This window comes from Azospirillum brasilense, from assembly GCF_003349955.1.
Lineage (GTDB): Bacteria > Pseudomonadota > Alphaproteobacteria > Azospirillales > Azospirillaceae > Azospirillum > Azospirillum brasilense_B.
The window spans coordinates 1-16,459 of record NZ_QLKQ01000047.1; the positions used below are offsets into that span (position 1 = coordinate 1).

The following is a 16,459-nucleotide window of genomic DNA, read 5'->3' on the forward strand; positions in this document are numbered from 1 at the left end:
CTTCGGGGTGGTGGTGGGCACGCTGGTCATCGGGGTGGGCACCGCGTGGCTGGTCACCATGTGCCGCTTCCCCGGCAGCCGTACGCTGGAATGGGCGCTGCTGCTGCCGATGGCGGTGCCGGCCTACGTCATGGCGTACGTCTACACCGACCTGCTCCAGTTCGTCGGCCCGGTGCAGACCGCGCTGCGCGAGGTTTTCCACTGGTCGCGGCGGGATTACTGGTTTCCGGACATCCGTACGCTCGAGGGTGCGGCGTTGATGATGACGCTGGTGCTCTACCCGTACGTCTATCTGCTGTCGCGCGCCGCCTTCCTGGAGCAGTCCGTCTGCGTGCTGGAGGTCAGCCGTACGCTCGGCCGCGGCCCGTGGCGCAGTTTCTTCACGGTGGCGCTGCCGCTGGCCCGCCCCAGCATCGTCGCCGGTCTGGCGCTGGTGCTGATGGAGGTGCTGGCCGATTTCGGCACCGTGCAGTATTTCGCGGTGAACACCTTCGTCACCGGCATCTACCGGACATGGTTCGCCATGGGGCAGCCGGTGGCGGCGGCGCAGCTGGCCGCCGTGCTGATGATGTTCGTCCTGGTGCTGGTGCTGATGGAGCGCTGGTCGCGCCGGCAGGCCCGTTACCACCACACCACCACCCGCTACCGCCGTCTGCCCAAGCATGAGCTGAAGGGCTGGCGCGCCGCCGCCGCCATGACGGCCTGCGGGCTGCCGCTGCTGCTCGGCTTCCTGTTGCCCGCCGGGCTGCTGGTGCGCATGGCGGTCACCGCGGGGGATCAGGCCTTCGGGCCGGTGTTCCTGACGCTGGCCCGCAACAGCTTCACGCTGGCGGCGCTGGCCGCGGTTCTGGCGGTGTCGCTGGCGCTGGTCCTGGCCTACGGGCAGCGGCTGCGCCCGACGCCGCTGCTGAAGGGCGCGGTGCGGGTCGCCGCCATGGGCTACGCCATTCCCGGCTCGGTGATCGCGGTCGGCGTGCTGATTCCCTTCGCCCATCTCGACAACGCCGTCGACGCCTTCATGCGCCAGACCTTCGGCGTGTCCACCGGGCTGCTGCTGAGCGGCACCATCGCGGCGGTGCTGTTCGCCTATCTGGTCCGCTTCCTGGCGGTGTCCTTCAACACGATCGAGGCCAGCCTGGGCAAGATCCGCCCGACGATGGACTTCGCCTCGCGCGTGCTCGGCCACACGGCGGGGCGGACGCTGATCCGGGTGCACGCGCCGATCATGTGGGGCAGCCTGCTGACCGCCGGCCTGCTGGTCTTCGTCGACGTGATGAAGGAACTGCCGGCGACGATGATCGTCCGGCCCTTCAACTTCGACACGCTGGCGGTGCGGGTCTACACGCTGGCCTCCGACGAGCGGCTGACCGAGGCCGCCACCGGGGCGCTGGCCATCGTGGCGGTCGGCATCGTGCCGGTGATCCTGCTCAGCCTGTCCATCAGCCGCTCCCGTCCCGGCCAGACCGACGAGTGAGGCTGTTGCCCCCGCCGCAACAGTGTTGAGCAGCGCTGGGGCTTTATCCGGCGGTCCGGAAAGAATACCTCTCTCTCAGCACACTGCTTGAGGAGAGCGTCCGATGACCGCCGAAACCGTCCGCCCCGTCCTGACCGCCGTCGAAGGCATGGAGGCGTCCGACGGGGCCGGCGTGCGCATGACCCGCATGGTCGGCACGCCGCGCCTGCGCATGCTCGACCCCTTCCTGATGCTGGATTACTTCGGCTCCGACACGCCGCAGGACTATCTGGCCGGCTTCCCAGACCACCCGCACCGCGGTTTCGAGACGGTCACCTACATGCTGGCCGGCCGCATGCGCCATTGGGACAACCACGGCCACGAGGGGGTGATCGAGACCGGCGGCGTGCAGTGGATGACCGCCGGGCGCGGCGTGATCCATTCCGAGATGCCGGAGCAGACCGAAGGGTTGATGAAGGGCTTCCAGCTCTGGATCAACCTGCCGGCGCGGCTGAAGATGTCGGAGCCCGCCTACCAGGAGTTCGCCGCCGACCGCATCCCGGTCGAGACGCGCGAGGGCGGGACCACGGTGACGGTGATCGCCGGCACCACCGGCAACGGCACCGCCGGCCCGGTGCGCAGCGGCCCGACGGAGGCCCGCTATTTCGACGTCAGTCTGCCGGCGGGTGCCACCTTCTCCGAGCCGGTGCCCGCCGGCCACGCGGCGGCGCTGGTGGTCTTCGAAGGATCGGTGGTGGCACCCGGCAGCTCCGTCCGGCTGGGCGGGCCGCGGGTGCTGGTGCTGGGCGAGGGCGACCGGGCGGAGATCACCGCCGGCCCGTCCGGCGCGCGCTTCCTGCTGCTCTCCGGCCGTCCGCTCGGCGAGCCGGTGGCCTGGGGCGGCCCCTTCGTCATGAACAGCCGCGAGGAGGTGATGCAGGCCTACCGCGACTATGAAGAGGGAAAATTCTAGAGCGAATTTTCATTCGCTTTAGACTCACACGGCCTCATTTGCCGGCCGGGCTTCGGCCGCATGTGCGGCCGGGTCCGCCGTCGCGGTCCAAAGCGGATTGCAATCCGCTTTAAATTTTACAAAAGAAAAGGGCGCGTCTCCACCGCTGGGACGCGCCCCTTCGCTACGCCGGACGGTGGCTTACTTCCAGCCGGCGCGATCCATGATCTTCAGAGCCTCGGCGTTGTTCTTGCCGTAGACGGCGGCGTTCAGCGGGTCTTCCTTGAACTTGCCCCAGGTGACCAGCACCGGCGCGGTCTCGGCCCCGGCGACGATCGGGTACTCGTAGTTCTTCTCCGTGAACATCTTCTGGGCCTCGGGGCTGACCAGATACTCCAGGAACTGGATGGCCTGCTCCTTGTTCGGCGCGTTCTTCATGACGCCGGCGCCGGAGACGTTCACGTGGGTGCCGCGACCGTCCTGGTTGGGGAAGATCACGCCCAGCTTCTCCGCGATGGCCTTGTCCTCCGGCTTGGCGGAGGAGGCGATGCGGGCGAAGTAGTAGGTGTTGGTCACGGCCACGTCGCCTTCGTTGGCGGCCACGCCCTTGATCTGGTCGGTGTCGCCGCCCTGCGGCTTGCGCGCCATGTTGGCGACGACGCCCTTGGCCCACTCCTCGGTCGCCTTCTCGCCGTGGGCGGCGAGCAGCGAGCCGACGAGCGACTGGTTGTAGACGCTGGTCGAGGAGCGGACGAGGACGCGGTCCTTCCACTTCGGGTCGGCCAGCTCCTCGTAGGTCTTGATCTCGTCCGGCTTCACCGAGGCCTTGTTGTAGACCAGGATGCGGGCGCGCTTGGAGATGCCGAACCAATGGCCTTCCGGCTCGCGCAGGTGGGCCGGGATGGCCTCCTCCATGACCTTGGAGCGGGTCGGCTGGAGCAGGCCGGCCTCCTGGGCGCGCCACAGGCGGCCGGCGTCGACGGTGATGAACACGTCGGCGGGGCTGTTGCCGCCTTCGGTCTTCATCCGCTCGATCAGCTCCTCTTCCTTGCCCTCGATGACGTTGATCTTGATGCCAGTCTTCTTGGTGAAGGCTTCGTAGAGGTCCTTGTCCACATCGTAATGGCGCGCGGAGTAGACGTTCACCTCGGCGGCGCTGGCGAGACCCGTCATGGTCAGCAGCGTGGCGGCGAAGGTGGCGGCGAACACGCCGCGCGATCCGATGTGCATCCTCGTGACTCCCGAAGTCTTGTCGGTTCACGCCCGCAATTGCGAAGCGTTCTCATGCGCCGACTTGACCATTCGGGGGGCGGGGTGTCAAGCGTGAACGATAACCATTCTCAATATTCAAAAAGGATGCGGAGCGTGACGATCATCCGGGACTAACATGCCAACCAAAGGTGTAAAGGCTTGTCCGCCTTTGGGGTATGCCTATAATCCGTTCGCGATCCCCGCCGTCGGGGAATCGCGAGCGGCCGAACAGGACGACAGATGGGGAGCGTCAGGATGCGTTGGACAGGTCTCTTCGCTTTTGGTGCGGCGCTGCTGTCCGCGCTGGCCGCCACGCCGGCCTCCGCCGTCGACTTCTCCAAATCCGCCGCCGAGTACGGCCCGGAAGGCGCCTGGACCAGCCGGTGCGAGATCGACCGGATGACCGACACCAAGGTCTGCCGGCTGATGAACTACCGGCTGTTCGACGACGGCAAGGAGGTCGGCTTCGTGGCGCTGAGCGTCATCCCGACCGGCAACGACTACCACCTGTTCCTGACGACCAGCCAGGGCATGATCGACAACTGCGCCATCCGCGTCGACCGCCAGCCGCGCATCGAGACGCAGATCGCCACGCTGAACATGTGCATGTTCCCGAACTTCGTGTCGGGCCGCGTGGTCGACCAGTTCCGCAACGGCTCCACGGTGCTGGTCCGCGTGAACTTCCTGCGCGCCGGCAAGCGCGACATCGACTTCCCGTTGAACGGCTTCTCGCGCAACTTCGAAGAGATGCAGCGCAGCCTGCAGTGACCGGACGAACCGGGCGGCACCAACAAAAACGGCGCGGAGTGATCCGCGCCGTTGTCGTTTGTGCCGCTGTCGTTTGTGCTGTTGTCGTTTCCGGTCCGGGCGCCGGCCTCAGCGCCAGCCGCTGCGGCCCCGGCGGTCGTCCTCGTCGAACAGCTCGGCCAGCTTGTTCATCATGGTGCCGCCCAACTGCTCGGCGTCCACGATGGTGACGGCGCGGCGGTAGTAGCGGGTCACGTCGTGGCCGATGCCGATGGCCACCAGCTCCACCGGCGAGCGGGTCTCGATGTACTCGATCACCTGCCGCAGGTGCCGTTCCAGATAGTTGCCGGCGTTGACCGAGAGGGTCGAATCGTCCACCGGCGCGCCGTCGGAGATCACCATCAGGATCCGCCGCTGCTCGGGCCGCCCGATCAGACGGTTGTGCGCCCACATCAGCGCCTCGCCGTCGATGTTCTCCTTCAGGATGCCTTCGCGCAGCATCAGGCCGAGATTCTTGCGGGCGCGGCGCCAGGGCTGGTCGGCGTCCTTGTAGATGATGTGGCGCAGGTCGTTCAGGCGGCCGGGGTTGGCGGGCTTGCCCGAGGCGATCCAGTGCTCGCGCGCCTGTCCACCCTTCCAGGCGCGGGTGGTGAAGCCCAGCACCTCCACCTTGACCGCGCAGCGCTCCAGCGTGCGGGCCAGGATGTCGGCGCTCATCGCGGCGATGGAGATCGGCCGACCGCGCATCGAGCCGGAATTGTCGATCAGCAGCGACACCACCGTGTCGCGGAAGTCCATCTCCTTCTCCTTCTTGAAGGAGAGGGGGAGGACCGGGTTCACGACGATGCGGGCGAGACGGGCGGCGTCGAGGATGCCGTCGTCCAGGTCGAACTCCCACGACCGCTGTTGCTTGGCCAGCAGGCGGCGCTGCAGGCGGTTGGCCAGCTTGGAGATCACGCCCTGGAGATGGACGAGCTGCTGGTCGAGCATGTGGCGCAGCCGGGCCAGCTCCTCCGGGTCGCACAGCTCGGCGGCGTCGACCACCTCGTCGAAGCGGGTGGTGAAGGGCTTGTAGGCGTTGGGGTCGGGCTCGTTGCGGCCGCGCGCCTCCGGACGCCAGGGCTGGCCGGGGCCGGCGGGCTCCTCCGCCCCCTCGCCCTGGCCCATCTCGGTGTCGCCCTCCTCGCCGGTGCCCTCCTCGGCCTGCTCGCCCTGGTCGGACTCCTGCGTCTCCTGCGAGGTCATCGATTCGGCCTGGCTCTGGGTGTCGTCCTCACCCTGGGTCTGGCCCTTGTTCGGCTCGTTCTCGTTCTCGCCGGAGTCGCGCTCGTCCTCTTCCGGCTCCTGCGGCTCGTCGGGGTCGTTGCCGACCTCCATGTCCAGTTCTGTCAGCAGCTTGCGCACGGCGCGGGCGTAGGCATCCTGATCGGCCATGTGGCCGGCGAGTCCGTGCAGGTCCTTGCCCAGCCGCTCCTCGATCCAGCCGCGCCACAGGCTGACCGCGTGCTCGGCGGCCGGGGGCGGGGCGGCGCCGGTCATCGCCTCGCGGGCGATCAGGCGCAGCACCTCGGGCAGGGGAACCTGCTCGCGCTCCTCCAGCCGCTCGAAGCCCTGCTTGTGGTAGCGCTCGTCCAGCGCCGCCTCCAGGTTGGCGGCCACGCCGGGCATGTGGCTGGCGCCCAGGGCCTCGCAGCGGGCCTGCTCCAGCGCGTCGTAGGCGGCGCGGGCGCTGTCGCCCAGCGGCATGCGCTGGAGATGGACGGCGTTGTCGTGGAAGCGCAGCCGCAGCGACACGGCGTCTGCGGCGCCGCGCAGCGTCGCGACGTCGTGCGGGTTCAGGTCGCGCGCCGGGGTGGGGATGCGCACGCGCAGGCCGGCGACGCCGGGCGGCTCGGTGGAGAAGCCCACCTGCACGTCGGCCCGGCGGGAGAGGGCCCGCACCGCGGCGGCGGTGGAGCGCTTGAAGGCCTCGACGGGGTTTTCACGGTCGGTCATGGCGGGCTGTCTTGGGTCTGCGTCCGGCGGTCGTCGGACAAGATTGACACGGATTTCACGGACGAAGCACGGATTTCACGGATGTTCGCCGTTACGGCAGGACACGGGCGAAGGTGAGGCTGGAGCCACCGAAATTGAACAACAGGCCGACCGGCAATCCGCTGGCGTGAAGATAATTGATGACCTGCCGTTTGTGCGGCGGCGCCAGCGCGTCGGCGACCTTCAACTCCACGATGACGCGGCGCGCCACCACGATGTCGGCGAAGTAGGTGCCGACGTTCGAGCCCTTGTAGCCGATCTGGAATGGAACCTCCTGTTCCGCATCCAGGCCGCGCTCGAGAGTGACCCTCATCCGTGAAATCCGTGCCCAGATCCGTGAAATCCGTGTTGTCCTGTTGCCGGGGAGGCTGTGGTCCCGGGGGACGGGGCGCCCCCCGTCACACCAGGTTCGCCTGCACCCCCGTCTCCGGCAGTTCGGTGCCGAAGCAGCGCTGGTAGTATTCGGCGACGGTCGGCCGCTCCACCTCGTCGCACTTGTTCAGGAAGGTGATCCGGAACGCGAAGGCGATGTCGTTGAAGATGTTGGCGTTCTGCGCCCAGGTGATGACCGTGCGCGGGCTCATCACGGTGGAGATGTCGCCGTTGATGAAGCCGGCGCGGGTCAGGTCGGCCAGACGCACCATCGACGCCACGGTCTTGCGCCCGGCCTCGCTGTCGTATTCCGGCACCTTGGAGGCGACGATCTTCACCTCGGCGTCCACCGGCAGGTAGTTCAGCGTCGCCACGATGTTCCAGCGGTCCATCTGGCCCTGGTTGATCTGCTGCGTGCCGTGGTAGAGGCCGGTGGTGTCACCCAGGCCGACGGTGTTCGCCGTGGCGAACAGGCGGAAGGCCGGGTGCGGGCGGATGACGCGGTTCTGGTCGAGCAGGGTCAGCTTGCCTTCCACCTCCAGCACGCGCTGGATCACGAACATCACGTCGGGGCGGCCCGCGTCATACTCGTCGAAGACCAGCGCGCAGGCGTGCTGCAGCGCCCAGGGCAGGATGCCTTCGCGGTATTCCGTCACCTGGACGCCGTCGCGCAGGACGATGGCGTCCTTGCCCATCAGGTCGATGCGGCTGATGTGGCTGTCCAGGTTGATGCGGATGCAGGGCCAGTTCAGGCGCGCGGCCACCTGTTCGATGTGGGTGGACTTGCCGGTCCCGTGATAGCCCTGGACCATGACGCGGCGGTTGTAGGCGAAGCCAGCCAGGATCGCGAGCGTCGTGTCGCGGTCGAAGCGGTAGGCTTCGTCGATGTCCGGCACATGCTCCGTGCGCTGGCTGAAGGCCGGCACCTGCATGTCGCTGTCGATGCCGAACACTTGACGCACCGACAGGGTGATGTCGGGAACGTGATCGAACAGGGCCGAGCTGGCCTGGGTGGCTCCTTGAGAAGGCATGGGAGGTTCTTATCGTTCCAACGTGTCTGTTGTCGGGGCCGCCCGGCCAATCTGGTCCGGCCAACCGTCGGGGTTACGCACCATAGCAGGCTTTCAGCGTGTTGTAGGCCTGATTGATCTCCTTCAACTTTTCTTCGGCCGCCTTGTCCCCGCCGTTTGCGTCGGGATGGTGGATTTTCACCAGTTCGCGGTAGCGCGCCTTGATGCGCGGGAAATCCACCGGCGGGGCGAGGTCGAGGACGACCAGCGCCTCCTCCTCCGCGCTGCGGGCGGCCTGCCGGCGCTGCTTGGTCTCCTCGGACTGGTCCTTGCCGGCCTCGCGGCCGAACTCGAAGCTGAAGCCGTGCATCGCGCGGTCGCGCAGGAACTTCTCCTGCACTCCCCAGAAGCCGAGCGGCCAGCTCGGCCGCTGCCAGGTGGTGTCGCGGCGGACCTCGGCCTCGATCTGCTCGGGCTTCATGCCGGCGTAATAGTCCCAGGCGCGGTTGTATTCGCGCACATGGTCCAGGCAGAACCAGTAGTAGTCGTTGAGCTGCCGGCGGCTCTTCGGCGCCCGGTACGCGCCCTCGCCGGCACAGCCCGGATGATCGCAGGCGCGCACGGCGGTGCGCGGCTGGTCGTAGCGGCTGAAGTCGTAGCGGGTGCGTGGCTTGCTCATGTGCGAAGTATGGGAAGAGGCATCCTTTCTGGCAAGCGCACGCAAGGGGGCCGTGCCGAACTGCGGAAAATGGCCGGTCTGCGGCATTGGCGGCTTGACGGAAGCGGCGCCGCGCCGTCACCTCAATCCCAAACCCGATCCAGCCCAGACTCAACGAGGATCCCCATGGAATACGCCACCCGCATGCGCCGGAAGCTGACCGACGCGCTGGCCCCCGAGCGGCTCGACATCCAGGACGATTCCGGCCGGCACGCCGGCCATGGCGGCGCCCATCCGGAGGGCGAGACCCATTTCCACGTCACCATCGTTTCCGCCGCCTTCGCCGGAAAGTCGCGCGTGGAGCGCCAGCGGCTGGTCTATGGCCTGCTGGCCCAAGAAATGGCGGAACGCGTTCACGCCCTCGGCCTGACCACGCTGACGCCCGAGGAGGCCCGCTGACAGCAACGCCGACAAGAACGCCGGGCCGCCGCCCGTGCAGCAAGGGAAAAGTGCCACCTGCAAATGCATACATACGCATGCAACTACTAGAGGTTCTTTTCCGTCTTCAAACATAATTGGAGTGCTGCCGTGGTTGCAATTCTCGCTGTATTTAGTAGAGTGCAGCGCATGCAACCAATCAATGCGCCGTGGGCGATGCACTTTTCGCGCGTCGTCCGGCGGGTTCGTGGAGAGGGCGGCGTATGGCGAAGCGCGGGCCGAAGAAGCGGTTAACAGTGAATCCCAACGCGTGTGTGGAACCGCTGAAGAGCATGAACATCATGATTGCCGGGCGCCGCACGAGCATGCGTCTGGAGCCGACCATGTGGGACGCTCTGGAGGACATCGCCCGCCGCGAAGGCCTGACGGTCAACGGCCTCTGCACCCTGATCAAGGACCGGCTGGACGAGCAGATCCGGCGGCGCGGTCCTGGAGCGGACAATGCTGAGGTCACCCTGACCTCGGCGGTCCGCGTCTTCATCGCGGCTTATTTCCGCCGGGCCTGCACCGAGGACGGCCACGTCCAGGCCGGGCATGGCGGCGGCGATCCCTTTGTCGGGACACCCTTCGACCTGCCGCCGCTGGACGAGCTGGACCGGCCGGAGAGCGGGGCCGGCACCACGGCATCCACCATGCCGCCGGCGGCGCAGCCGGGCGCGCCGGGCGAGGGATTGCGGTCAGCGCTGGACGCGTGACCGCCGGCGGCATCCCGACCGGCCGAAGAAAAGGGCGCGTCCGCAGGATGCGCCCTTCTGTGTCTGTCCTTGTGTCTCTGTCCCAGACCCTGTGTCTGTCCCAGACTCTGTTTCTGTCCCGGATTCCGTGTCCGGTGCGGACGAAGACCGGTCGGCCCCGGCCGCCGTCTCAGTCCGCGGCGTCGCGCGGACGGTCGCCGGTGTAGTGGTCGGGCCAGTTCTTCCGCACGACCTCGCCGTTGCTGTCGAAGATGTGGCAGGTGTTCAACAGCACCGGGCGCTTGGTGCGCAGCATGTCCTCCTTGCTGCCCGCCTCGCTGCCGCCGGCCGCCCGGGCCTTGTCGGCCTGCTCGCGCGCCAGGATGGGATAGATGGTCTGGAAGGCGGTGGTGGCGATCGGTCCCAGAAGCTCCACCAGATGCGTGCAGCCCTGGACGCCGCCCAGCCGCTCCTTCACCGCGCGGGTCCAACCCGGCCCGATCTTCAGCCCGACCAGCCGCTGGAAATTGGGGGTGACGGAGCCGCAGGTGCGGTAGGGGCTCTTCTCCGTCACCGCCTCGACCGCCTGGACGGTCAGGTCGTTGTCCACCGTCAGGCGAAGCCACATGCCGTGCACCGGGTCGCCGGGCAGGATCTGGCCGCGCTGTTCGGTGTGGAAGGCGTAGCTCTTCACATCGGTCAGATGGCCTTCGACATCCCACAGCCCATCGGTCCGCCGATAGCCCCGGCAGGTCACTTCCCGGGTATGGATCGGTTCGCGTGCGGCGGGTTCGGACAGCGGCATGGGACTCTCTGACGTTCGGCCTAGTTCGGTCGGCCGGGTTGTTGGGGCGTATCCTGGAATATCGGTGGGGCCAGCGTTCAGGTCAAGCCGGCTCCGCCGCATTGCAGCATTACGCGTCCCGTGGTTACGGAGGAGCGCTGGCGGAGTAGTTCGACCCGAAGATGAAGGCCTCGCGGTCGCGGATCTCGTCCTCCAGATGGGCGCGGACCACGGCGAACAGATCGCGGATGGAGACGATGCCCATCACCGTGCCGTCCGATTCGCCGTCCGCGGTGACCGGCAGGTGGCGGTAGTGGTGGCGCTCCATCAGGTCCAGCGCCTCTTAGGCGCGGGCGTCCGGACCCAGCGTGTCGGGGGAGGCGGTCATCACCTCGGAGAGCCGGGTGGCGGCCGGGTCGCGACCCGCGGCGACGACGCGGGCCGCGAGGTCGCGCTCGGTGAAGATGCCCCTGAGGGACCGGCCCCCCTTCGGCCGGTCCTGAGTGACCAGGAGGGCGGCGACGCGGCGCTCCGCCATCAGGACGGCGGCGTCCCGGACGCTGGCCTCCGGGGGCAGGCAGACGAGCTGCTGGTCCTTGATGACGTCGGGGATGAGCTTGCGGTTCGGCATGTCCAGTCTCCCTTTTTTGGGGCGGCTTTTCCTCGCATCTTGGACGCGAATCGGAACTGTCATTAACTCTGACAGTTTGCTACCCCAACGGTCAAGGGATTATGGTGCAGCGCATCAGCGCGCGACGGCATCCTCCAGTAGCGCCCGCACCACCGCCGGATCGACGTCGCGCCGGGTGAAGGCGTCGCCCAGCGCGCGCGCCAGAACGAAGGCGATGCGCCCGTCCTTGACCTTCTTGTCCTTGGCCATGGACAGGATCAGCCCGTCGACGTCCCACTCCACGCCGGGAATGTCGGTGGGGCGGACCGGCAGGCCGACGCGGGCCAGATGGGCGCGCGCCTTCTCGGCGTCCGCCGCCGGGCACAGCCCCAGCCGCACCGACAGGTCGAAGGCCAGGACCATGCCGATCGACACCGCCTCGCCGTGCAGCAGGCGGGAGCCGAAGCCGGTCGCCGCCTCCAGCGCGTGGCCGAAGGTGTGGCCGAGGTTGAGCAGGGCGCGGTCGCCGCTCTCCCGCTCGTCGGCGCCGACGATGGCGGCCTTGGCCCGGCAGCTTTCCGTGACGGCGTGGCGGCGGGCGTCGCTGTCGCCGGCGACCACCCGCTCGCCGTTCTCCTCCAGCCAGGCGAAGAAGCCGGGCAGGCGGATCAATCCGTACTTCACCACCTCGGCGTAGCCGGCCAGCACCTCGCGCCGCGGCAGGGTGTCCAGCGTGGCGGTGTCGGCGATGACCAGACGCGGCTGGTGGAAGGCGCCGATCAGGTTCTTGCCGTGCGGGCTGTTGATCCCGGTCTTGCCGCCGACCGAGCTGTCCACCTGGCTCAGCAGCGTGGTCGGCACCTGGATGAAGTCGATGCCGCGCAGCGCCGAGGCGGCGGCGAAGCCGGTGATGTCGCCGATCACCCCGCCGCCGAGCGCCAGCAGGACCGCCGACCGCTCGATCCCGCGCGCCAGGACGGCGTCCATGAGCCGTTCGAAATGGGCGAAGTCCTTGGTCTTCTCGCCCGCCGGCAGGACGATGGCCTGGGTCGGCGCGACGCCGGCCTCGCGCAGCGTGCGCTCCAGCGTCGGCAGGTGCCGCGGGGCGACGTTCTCGTCGGTGACGACGATGGGGGCCTTGCCGTTGGTGATCGCGGCGATGCGCGGCCCCGCGCCGTCGAGCACCCGGTCACCGACCAGGATGTCGTAGCTGCGCGGGCCGAGGTCGAGGCGGACGGTGTCGATGGCGGTTTCGGTCATGATGGGATCAGGGCTTGTCGTGGTGGTGGTGCGCCGGATGGCGGTGATGATGGTGATGCGGGGCGTGGGGCAGGGTGATGCCGAAATGCGCCTCCAGCGCCTCGATCACCTGCTCCACGGTCGCCTCCGGCGGACGCTCGTCGCTGATCACCGTCAGGTCGGCTTCCGCATAGACGGGGTAGCGGGCGGTCATCAGCCGGCTCAGGATCTCCTTGGGGTCGCCGGCGTTCAGCAGCGGGCGGTGGGTGCGCCGCGCCGTGCGGGCCAGCAGCACGTCCAGCTCGGCGCGCAGCCAGATGGACAGGCCGTGGGCGCGGATGGCCGCGCGCGTCTCCGGGTCCATGAAGGCGCCGCCGCCGGTCGCCAGGATGTGCACCGGCTGTTCGGTCAGCAGCCGGGTGATGATCCGCCGCTCCACCGAGCGGAACACCGCCTCGCCGTCGCGGGCGAAGATTTCGGCGATGGAGCAGCCCGCCGCCGTCTCGATCTCGGTGTCGGCGTCGGTGAAGGGCAGGTGCAGCCGCGCGGCCAGCCGCCGGCCAATCGCGCTCTTGCCCGCGCCCATCAGCCCGACCAGCACCACCGTCCTCGGAAGGGTCTTGGACGGGTCCGGCGGCTGTCCCTGCGGTGATGGGCGGGCGGTCATGGTGCTGTGGACTTTCCTTATGCGGTTCCGGCCTGATGCGGTTCCGGAGGGCGGGTGTTCGATTCGGTCGCAGGGGCCTCCGCATGTTGCGCAGCGGCGTCCCCGTGGCTAAAGTGGTACGTCCAGCGTTCATCGGCCATCGGGCCAGCGGTGCGGACGGTGTGCGATGATTAGCATGAAAGCGCACCCTTGTCCCAAGCCGCACGGACGCAGACCGTGATACAGCGCCGCCGTTCCTTCCACAGAAACACGACTCCGATCGCCATGAGCCGGGTTATTTCCGTTCTTTTCGTCCTGTTCCTCTTCGTCGTCGGGGGTGGCATGGCCTTCCTTGCCTCCTGGGACATGCCGGCCCCGTCCAAGACGGTGGAGAAGGTCATTCCGGATGAGCGGTTCCCCCGCTGACGCCGGGGACGCCGTCGGGAAAGCCGATGGGCGCCGCCGCCGGTTCGCTGTTCCGCCACGGGGCGGACGGGCCGGGGGCGGCGCCGTTTCCATGTTTGCCGCCGCTTCCCTGGTGCTGGCCCTGTCCGGTACCCTAACGGGAGCGGCGACGCCGACGCTCGCCCAATCCCTGGCCCAATCCCTGGCCCAATCCCATGCCCAGGCCGTGCCTTCCGGGCCGCCGATCCGCCTGTTCCCACCGCCGGAACGGATGGGCGCCCCCGACGCCGGGCCGGAGGCGGGGAGGGTGCTGGACGATCCGCTGGAATCGCCGGGACCGTCCGCCGCCCCGCTGCCTCTGACGCCGTTCCCAACTCCGGCGCCCGCCCACACGCCGTCCTTCGACGTGGTGCCCACCGTGGCGCCGCCCTCGGCCATCGCGGTGGAGACTCTGGGGCCGCTCGACCCCGACGGTGCCGGCCCTCTGGCGGGAGCCGCCGGGCTGGGCGGCGACCCCTGGCGCGGCATCCCGCGCGCCGAGCTGCTGGCCCTGCTGCCGGAGCTGCCCACCCTCACCCCGTCGCCCGCCGTGAAGGAGCTGCAGCGCCGCCTGCTGCTCAGCCGCGGCTCGCCCGCCGCCGCTCCCGGCGAGCCCGAGCCGGCACGCCGCTTCGGCGCGCTGCGGGTGGAGAAGCTGGCGGCCATGGGCGACCCGCGCGGCGCCGCCGACCTCGCCGCCCTGCTGCCCGAGGCGATGAGGACCGACGAGGCCGCCGCCCGTGGCCTGACCGACGCCGAGCTGCTCGCCGGCCCGCTGGACTGCGCCGCCGCGACGGAGCGCGCCCAGCCTTTCTCGGGCCCCTATTGGCAGGGGGTGGCGCTGTTCTGCCGCCTGCGCGCCGGGCGGGTCGGCGGGGGAGCGCCGGCGGAGGCCGGACCGATGGGCGACGACCTCGCCTTCGACATGCTGCGCGAGCAGCCGGGTGGCGACCCCGATTTCCTGCGTGCGGCCGAGGCGATGGCCGGCGGCCCGGCGGTCCGGCCGCGCAGCCTGAAGGACCCCAGCCCGCTGACCCTGGCCGCTCTGCGGACGCTCCAGGCCGGGCTGCCGCCGGACGTGCTGTCGCTGACCGATCCGGCCCGTCTGGCCGCGGTGGCGTCCAACGGCGGCACCGACCCGGCGACCCGCGTGACCGCGGCGGAACGCGCCGCCGCCGCCCTGTTCCTCGATTCCCGGCGGCTGGCGGAGGCGTACCGCGCCGCGCCGGCCAAGGGCGACGAGCTTCTGCGGCTGAAGGACGCCGCGGCGCGCGACCGCACCGCCCGCACCCGCGCGCTGGTCCAGCAGGCCATGCTCGCCGCCATGGCCGGCGGCCGGCGGGTGGAGCTGGCCGGGCTGGCGCTGGAGCTTCTCGACCCGCCGATGCTGGCCGGGCCGGTGGGGGCGGTGGTGGCGGACATGCTCGACACCCTGTCGCCGACTCCGGACGCCGCCGGCCTGGCCCCCGCCGCCGCGCGGCTCTGCTTCGCGCTGGGCCGGGCCGACACCGGCAAGCGCTGGTACGACCTCGCCCTGCGCGGCCGCCCCACGGCGGAGGTGGCGCGGCTGTGGCCGCTCGCCCTCATCGCTCTGGGCCCGCCGCCGGGCGGCGGGGCGCTGGGCCTTGCCGGCTGGCTGGACGAATCGCTGCGCGGCGCCGACCTGGAGGCCCGCGCCCGCGTCGCCGGGCAGCTGGCGCTGCTCCAGGCGATGGGCGTCGCCGTGCCGGGCGAGGCGTGGCGCCGGACCACCGTTTCCGACGACGAGGCGCCGATGACCGCCGACAGCCGCCCCGCCATGGCGGACCCTGCTTTGTGGCAGCGACTGACGGAGGCCTCCGCCGACCGGCGGGTGGGCGAGACGGCGCTGGCCGCGCTGCTGCTGCTCGGCGAGGCCGGGCCGGCGGGCACGCCGCCCGCGGTGGTGGCGCGGGTGGTCGGCGCCCTGCGCGCCGTGGGTCTGGACAACGACGCCCGCGCCATCGCCCGTGAAGCCGCCGCGGCCCTGGCCGGATGAGTCCCATGCCCAAGACACCCCTGCCGAAAGCCCAGCCGAAGCGGCGCGGGCGCCCCTGCAAACCGCGCCCGATCGCGGCCTCGCCCCACGTCGACGCCTTCCTGGACATGCTGACGGCGGAGCGCGGCGCCGCGCTCAACACCCGCGTGGCCTACGAGCGCGACCTCGCCGACCTCGCCCTCTGGCTGGCCCAGCGCGGGCAGCCGCTGGAGAAGGCGGTGACGGAGGATCTGCGCGCCTACCTCGCCTTCCAGTATGTGGAGGGCGGGCAGAAGCCGGCGCCGCGCACGCTGGCCCGCCGCCTGTCGGCGATGCGCCAGTTCTACCGCTTCCTGGTTTCGGAAGGCCGGCGGGCCGACGACCCCGCCTCGGCGCTCGACAGCCCGAAGCAGGGCCGCCCGCTGCCCAAGATCCTGACGGTGGAGGAGGTCACGCGCATGATCGACTCCGCCCAGACCCGCGGCGGGCCGGAAGGGCTGCGGCTGGTCGCGCTTCTGGAGGTGCTCTACGCCACCGGCCTGCGCGTGTCGGAGCTGGTCGGCCTGCCGATGGCGGCCATCCTGCGCGACGGGCGCGGGCTGATCGTGCGCGGCAAGGGCGGGAAGGAGCGCATGGTGCCGCTGTCCGAACCGGCTTCCGCGGCGCTGAACGCCTATCTGCCCTGGCGGAGCCATTTCATCCTGGCCGGGCGCGAGAGCGGGCCGATCGCCTTCCTCTTCCCGTCGCGCAGCTCCACCAACGGGCATCTGACGCGCCAGCGATTCGCCCAGCTTCTGAAGGAACTGGCCATCGAGTCGAACATCGACCCGGAGAAGGTCAGCCCCCACGTCCTGCGCCACGCCTTCGCCACCCATCTGCTCGACCGCGGGGCGGACCTGCGCTCGGTCCAGAAGATGCTGGGCCACGCCGACATCGCCACCACCCAGATCTACACCCACGTGGTGTCGGAGCGGCTGAAACAGGTCGTGCACGAGCACCACCCGCTGGCCCGGCGAAAAACCGTTCGTACGCAATAGCGTTGCGCGCAGAAGGGGTGGCTCTTTCGAAAGATACCAATCCGGCTATGGCGG

Annotated in this window: 18 protein-coding genes; 8 read left to right on the forward strand and 10 right to left on the reverse strand. The window is 69.6% G+C overall.

The annotated features are described in order from the left end of the window. Positions 1 to 1,474 (forward strand): ABC transporter permease (locus DXK32_RS19865; RefSeq protein ID WP_162801267.1); only part of this gene is annotated, 1,474 nt, incomplete at its 5' end. 103 nt (positions 1,475 to 1,577) lie between these two features. After that, positions 1,578 to 2,426 (forward strand): pirin family protein, encoded by an 849-nt coding sequence (locus DXK32_RS19870; protein WP_114860090.1) that lies wholly within the window; start codon positions 1,578 to 1,580, stop codon positions 2,424 to 2,426. A gap of 180 nt (positions 2,427 to 2,606) precedes the next feature. Here the strand turns inward: DXK32_RS19870 and DXK32_RS19875 are convergent, their stop codons facing one another. Continuing rightward, positions 2,607 to 3,635, reverse strand: a complete 1,029-nt coding sequence (locus DXK32_RS19875; RefSeq protein ID WP_114860091.1) for a Fe(3+) ABC transporter substrate-binding protein — start codon at positions 3,633 to 3,635, stop codon at positions 2,607 to 2,609. A 276-nt stretch (positions 3,636 to 3,911) separates the two neighbouring features. On the opposite strand from DXK32_RS19875, the gene DXK32_RS19880 reads away from it, so the two are divergent. Continuing rightward, positions 3,912 to 4,424, forward strand: a complete 513-nt coding sequence (locus DXK32_RS19880) for an invasion associated locus B family protein (RefSeq protein WP_094301712.1) — start codon at positions 3,912 to 3,914, stop codon at positions 4,422 to 4,424. A 108-nt stretch (positions 4,425 to 4,532) separates the two neighbouring features. Here the strand turns inward: DXK32_RS19880 and cobT are convergent, their stop codons facing one another. The 4 genes from cobT to DXK32_RS19900 form a co-directional block, all read right to left on the reverse strand. Continuing rightward, entirely contained in the window at positions 4,533 to 6,398 is a 1,866-nt protein-coding gene (gene cobT, locus DXK32_RS19885) for a cobaltochelatase subunit CobT (protein ID WP_114860092.1), read from the reverse strand. Positions 6,399 to 6,489: 91 nt separating this feature from the next. Continuing rightward, complete coding sequence (locus tag DXK32_RS19890; protein ID WP_114860093.1) at positions 6,490 to 6,750, reverse strand: GxxExxY protein; 261 nt, start codon at positions 6,748 to 6,750, stop codon at positions 6,490 to 6,492. An 85-nt stretch (positions 6,751 to 6,835) separates the two neighbouring features. Continuing rightward, positions 6,836 to 7,840: a cobaltochelatase subunit CobS gene (gene cobS / locus DXK32_RS19895; protein WP_014239256.1), complete on the reverse strand. Its 1,005-nt coding sequence runs from the start codon at positions 7,838 to 7,840 to the stop codon at positions 6,836 to 6,838. A gap of 73 nt (positions 7,841 to 7,913) precedes the next feature. Next, the gene (locus DXK32_RS19900; protein ID WP_114860094.1) at positions 7,914 to 8,498 is read right to left on the reverse strand and encodes a J domain-containing protein; all 585 of its coding nucleotides are present in this window, start codon (positions 8,496 to 8,498) and stop codon (positions 7,914 to 7,916) included. Positions 8,499 to 8,663: 165 nt separating this feature from the next. Here DXK32_RS19900 and DXK32_RS19905 point away from each other — a divergent pair, with 165 nt between their 5' ends. Both DXK32_RS19905 and DXK32_RS19910 read left to right on the forward strand, forming a co-directional pair. After that, entirely contained in the window at positions 8,664 to 8,936 is a 273-nt protein-coding gene (locus tag DXK32_RS19905) for a BolA family protein (RefSeq protein ID WP_014239259.1), read from the forward strand. Between the two features lie 311 nt (positions 8,937 to 9,247). Next, positions 9,248 to 9,670, forward strand: a complete 423-nt coding sequence (locus DXK32_RS19910; RefSeq protein ID WP_247877246.1) for a ribbon-helix-helix domain-containing protein — start codon at positions 9,248 to 9,250, stop codon at positions 9,668 to 9,670. Between the two features lie 169 nt (positions 9,671 to 9,839). On the opposite strand, the gene DXK32_RS19915 is transcribed toward DXK32_RS19910, so the two are convergent. The 5 genes from DXK32_RS19915 to DXK32_RS19930 form a co-directional block, all read right to left on the reverse strand. Beyond that, positions 9,840 to 10,454 (reverse strand): DUF2889 domain-containing protein, encoded by a 615-nt coding sequence (locus DXK32_RS19915; protein WP_114860096.1) that lies wholly within the window; start codon positions 10,452 to 10,454, stop codon positions 9,840 to 9,842. 124 nt (positions 10,455 to 10,578) lie between these two features. Beyond that, a complete protein-coding gene (locus tag DXK32_RS33640) occupies positions 10,579 to 10,770 on the reverse strand; it encodes a CBS domain-containing protein (RefSeq protein WP_348981603.1) in 192 nt (63 codons plus the stop codon). 6 nt (positions 10,771 to 10,776) lie between these two features. Further along, positions 10,777 to 11,064: a CBS domain-containing protein gene (locus DXK32_RS33645; RefSeq protein ID WP_348981602.1), complete on the reverse strand. Its 288-nt coding sequence runs from the start codon at positions 11,062 to 11,064 to the stop codon at positions 10,777 to 10,779. A 114-nt stretch (positions 11,065 to 11,178) separates the two neighbouring features. Continuing rightward, positions 11,179 to 12,303, reverse strand: coding sequence for a 3-dehydroquinate synthase (aroB, locus tag DXK32_RS19925; protein ID WP_114860097.1), 1,125 nt, complete (start codon positions 12,301 to 12,303; stop codon positions 11,179 to 11,181). Positions 12,304 to 12,310: 7 nt separating this feature from the next. Continuing rightward, a complete protein-coding gene (locus DXK32_RS19930) occupies positions 12,311 to 12,949 on the reverse strand; it encodes a shikimate kinase (RefSeq protein ID WP_114860098.1) in 639 nt (212 codons plus the stop codon). A 264-nt stretch (positions 12,950 to 13,213) separates the two neighbouring features. Between DXK32_RS19930 and DXK32_RS19935 the strand changes: the two genes are divergently transcribed. From DXK32_RS19935 to xerD, 3 genes are all read left to right on the forward strand, one after another. Then, entirely contained in the window at positions 13,214 to 13,354 is a 141-nt protein-coding gene (locus DXK32_RS19935) for a hypothetical protein (protein ID WP_247877247.1), read from the forward strand. A 91-nt stretch (positions 13,355 to 13,445) separates the two neighbouring features. Beyond that, positions 13,446 to 15,389: a hypothetical protein gene (locus DXK32_RS19940; protein WP_162801269.1), complete on the forward strand. Its 1,944-nt coding sequence runs from the start codon at positions 13,446 to 13,448 to the stop codon at positions 15,387 to 15,389. Beyond that, positions 15,386 to 16,405: a site-specific tyrosine recombinase XerD gene (gene xerD, locus DXK32_RS19945; protein ID WP_114860101.1), complete on the forward strand. Its 1,020-nt coding sequence runs from the start codon at positions 15,386 to 15,388 to the stop codon at positions 16,403 to 16,405. The genes DXK32_RS19940 and xerD overlap by 4 nt, the downstream gene beginning before the upstream one ends. The last annotated feature ends 54 nt before the right edge of the window (positions 16,406 to 16,459 follow it).

Excerpts from the sequence above, each read along its gene's own strand:
- DXK32_RS19870 (WP_114860090.1), top strand. The coding sequence starts at position 1,578 with ATGACCGCCGAAACCGTCCGCCCCGTCCTGACCGCCGTCGAAGGCATG.
- DXK32_RS19875 (WP_114860091.1), bottom strand. The coding sequence starts at position 3,635 with ATGCACATCGGATCGCGCGGCGTGTTCGCCGCCACCTTCGCCGCCACG.
- DXK32_RS19880 (WP_094301712.1), top strand. The coding sequence starts at position 3,912 with ATGCGTTGGACAGGTCTCTTCGCTTTTGGTGCGGCGCTGCTGTCCGCG.
- cobT (WP_114860092.1), bottom strand. The coding sequence starts at position 6,398 with ATGACCGACCGTGAAAACCCCGTCGAGGCCTTCAAGCGCTCCACCGCC.
- DXK32_RS19890 (WP_114860093.1), bottom strand. The coding sequence starts at position 6,750 with ATGAGGGTCACTCTCGAGCGCGGCCTGGATGCGGAACAGGAGGTTCCA.
- cobS (WP_014239256.1), bottom strand. The coding sequence starts at position 7,840 with ATGCCTTCTCAAGGAGCCACCCAGGCCAGCTCGGCCCTGTTCGATCAC.
- DXK32_RS19900 (WP_114860094.1), bottom strand. The coding sequence starts at position 8,498 with ATGAGCAAGCCACGCACCCGCTACGACTTCAGCCGCTACGACCAGCCG.
- DXK32_RS19905 (WP_014239259.1), top strand. The coding sequence starts at position 8,664 with ATGGAATACGCCACCCGCATGCGCCGGAAGCTGACCGACGCGCTGGCC.
- DXK32_RS19910 (WP_247877246.1), top strand. The coding sequence starts at position 9,248 with ATGAACATCATGATTGCCGGGCGCCGCACGAGCATGCGTCTGGAGCCG.
- DXK32_RS19915 (WP_114860096.1), bottom strand. The coding sequence starts at position 10,454 with ATGCCGCTGTCCGAACCCGCCGCACGCGAACCGATCCATACCCGGGAA.
- DXK32_RS33645 (WP_348981602.1), bottom strand. The coding sequence starts at position 11,064 with ATGCCGAACCGCAAGCTCATCCCCGACGTCATCAAGGACCAGCAGCTC.
- aroB (WP_114860097.1), bottom strand. The coding sequence starts at position 12,303 with ATGACCGAAACCGCCATCGACACCGTCCGCCTCGACCTCGGCCCGCGC.
- DXK32_RS19930 (WP_114860098.1), bottom strand. The coding sequence starts at position 12,949 with ATGACCGCCCGCCCATCACCGCAGGGACAGCCGCCGGACCCGTCCAAG.
- DXK32_RS19935 (WP_247877247.1), top strand. The coding sequence starts at position 13,214 with ATGAGCCGGGTTATTTCCGTTCTTTTCGTCCTGTTCCTCTTCGTCGTC.
- DXK32_RS19940 (WP_162801269.1), top strand. The coding sequence starts at position 13,446 with ATGTTTGCCGCCGCTTCCCTGGTGCTGGCCCTGTCCGGTACCCTAACG.
- xerD (WP_114860101.1), top strand. The coding sequence starts at position 15,386 with ATGAGTCCCATGCCCAAGACACCCCTGCCGAAAGCCCAGCCGAAGCGG.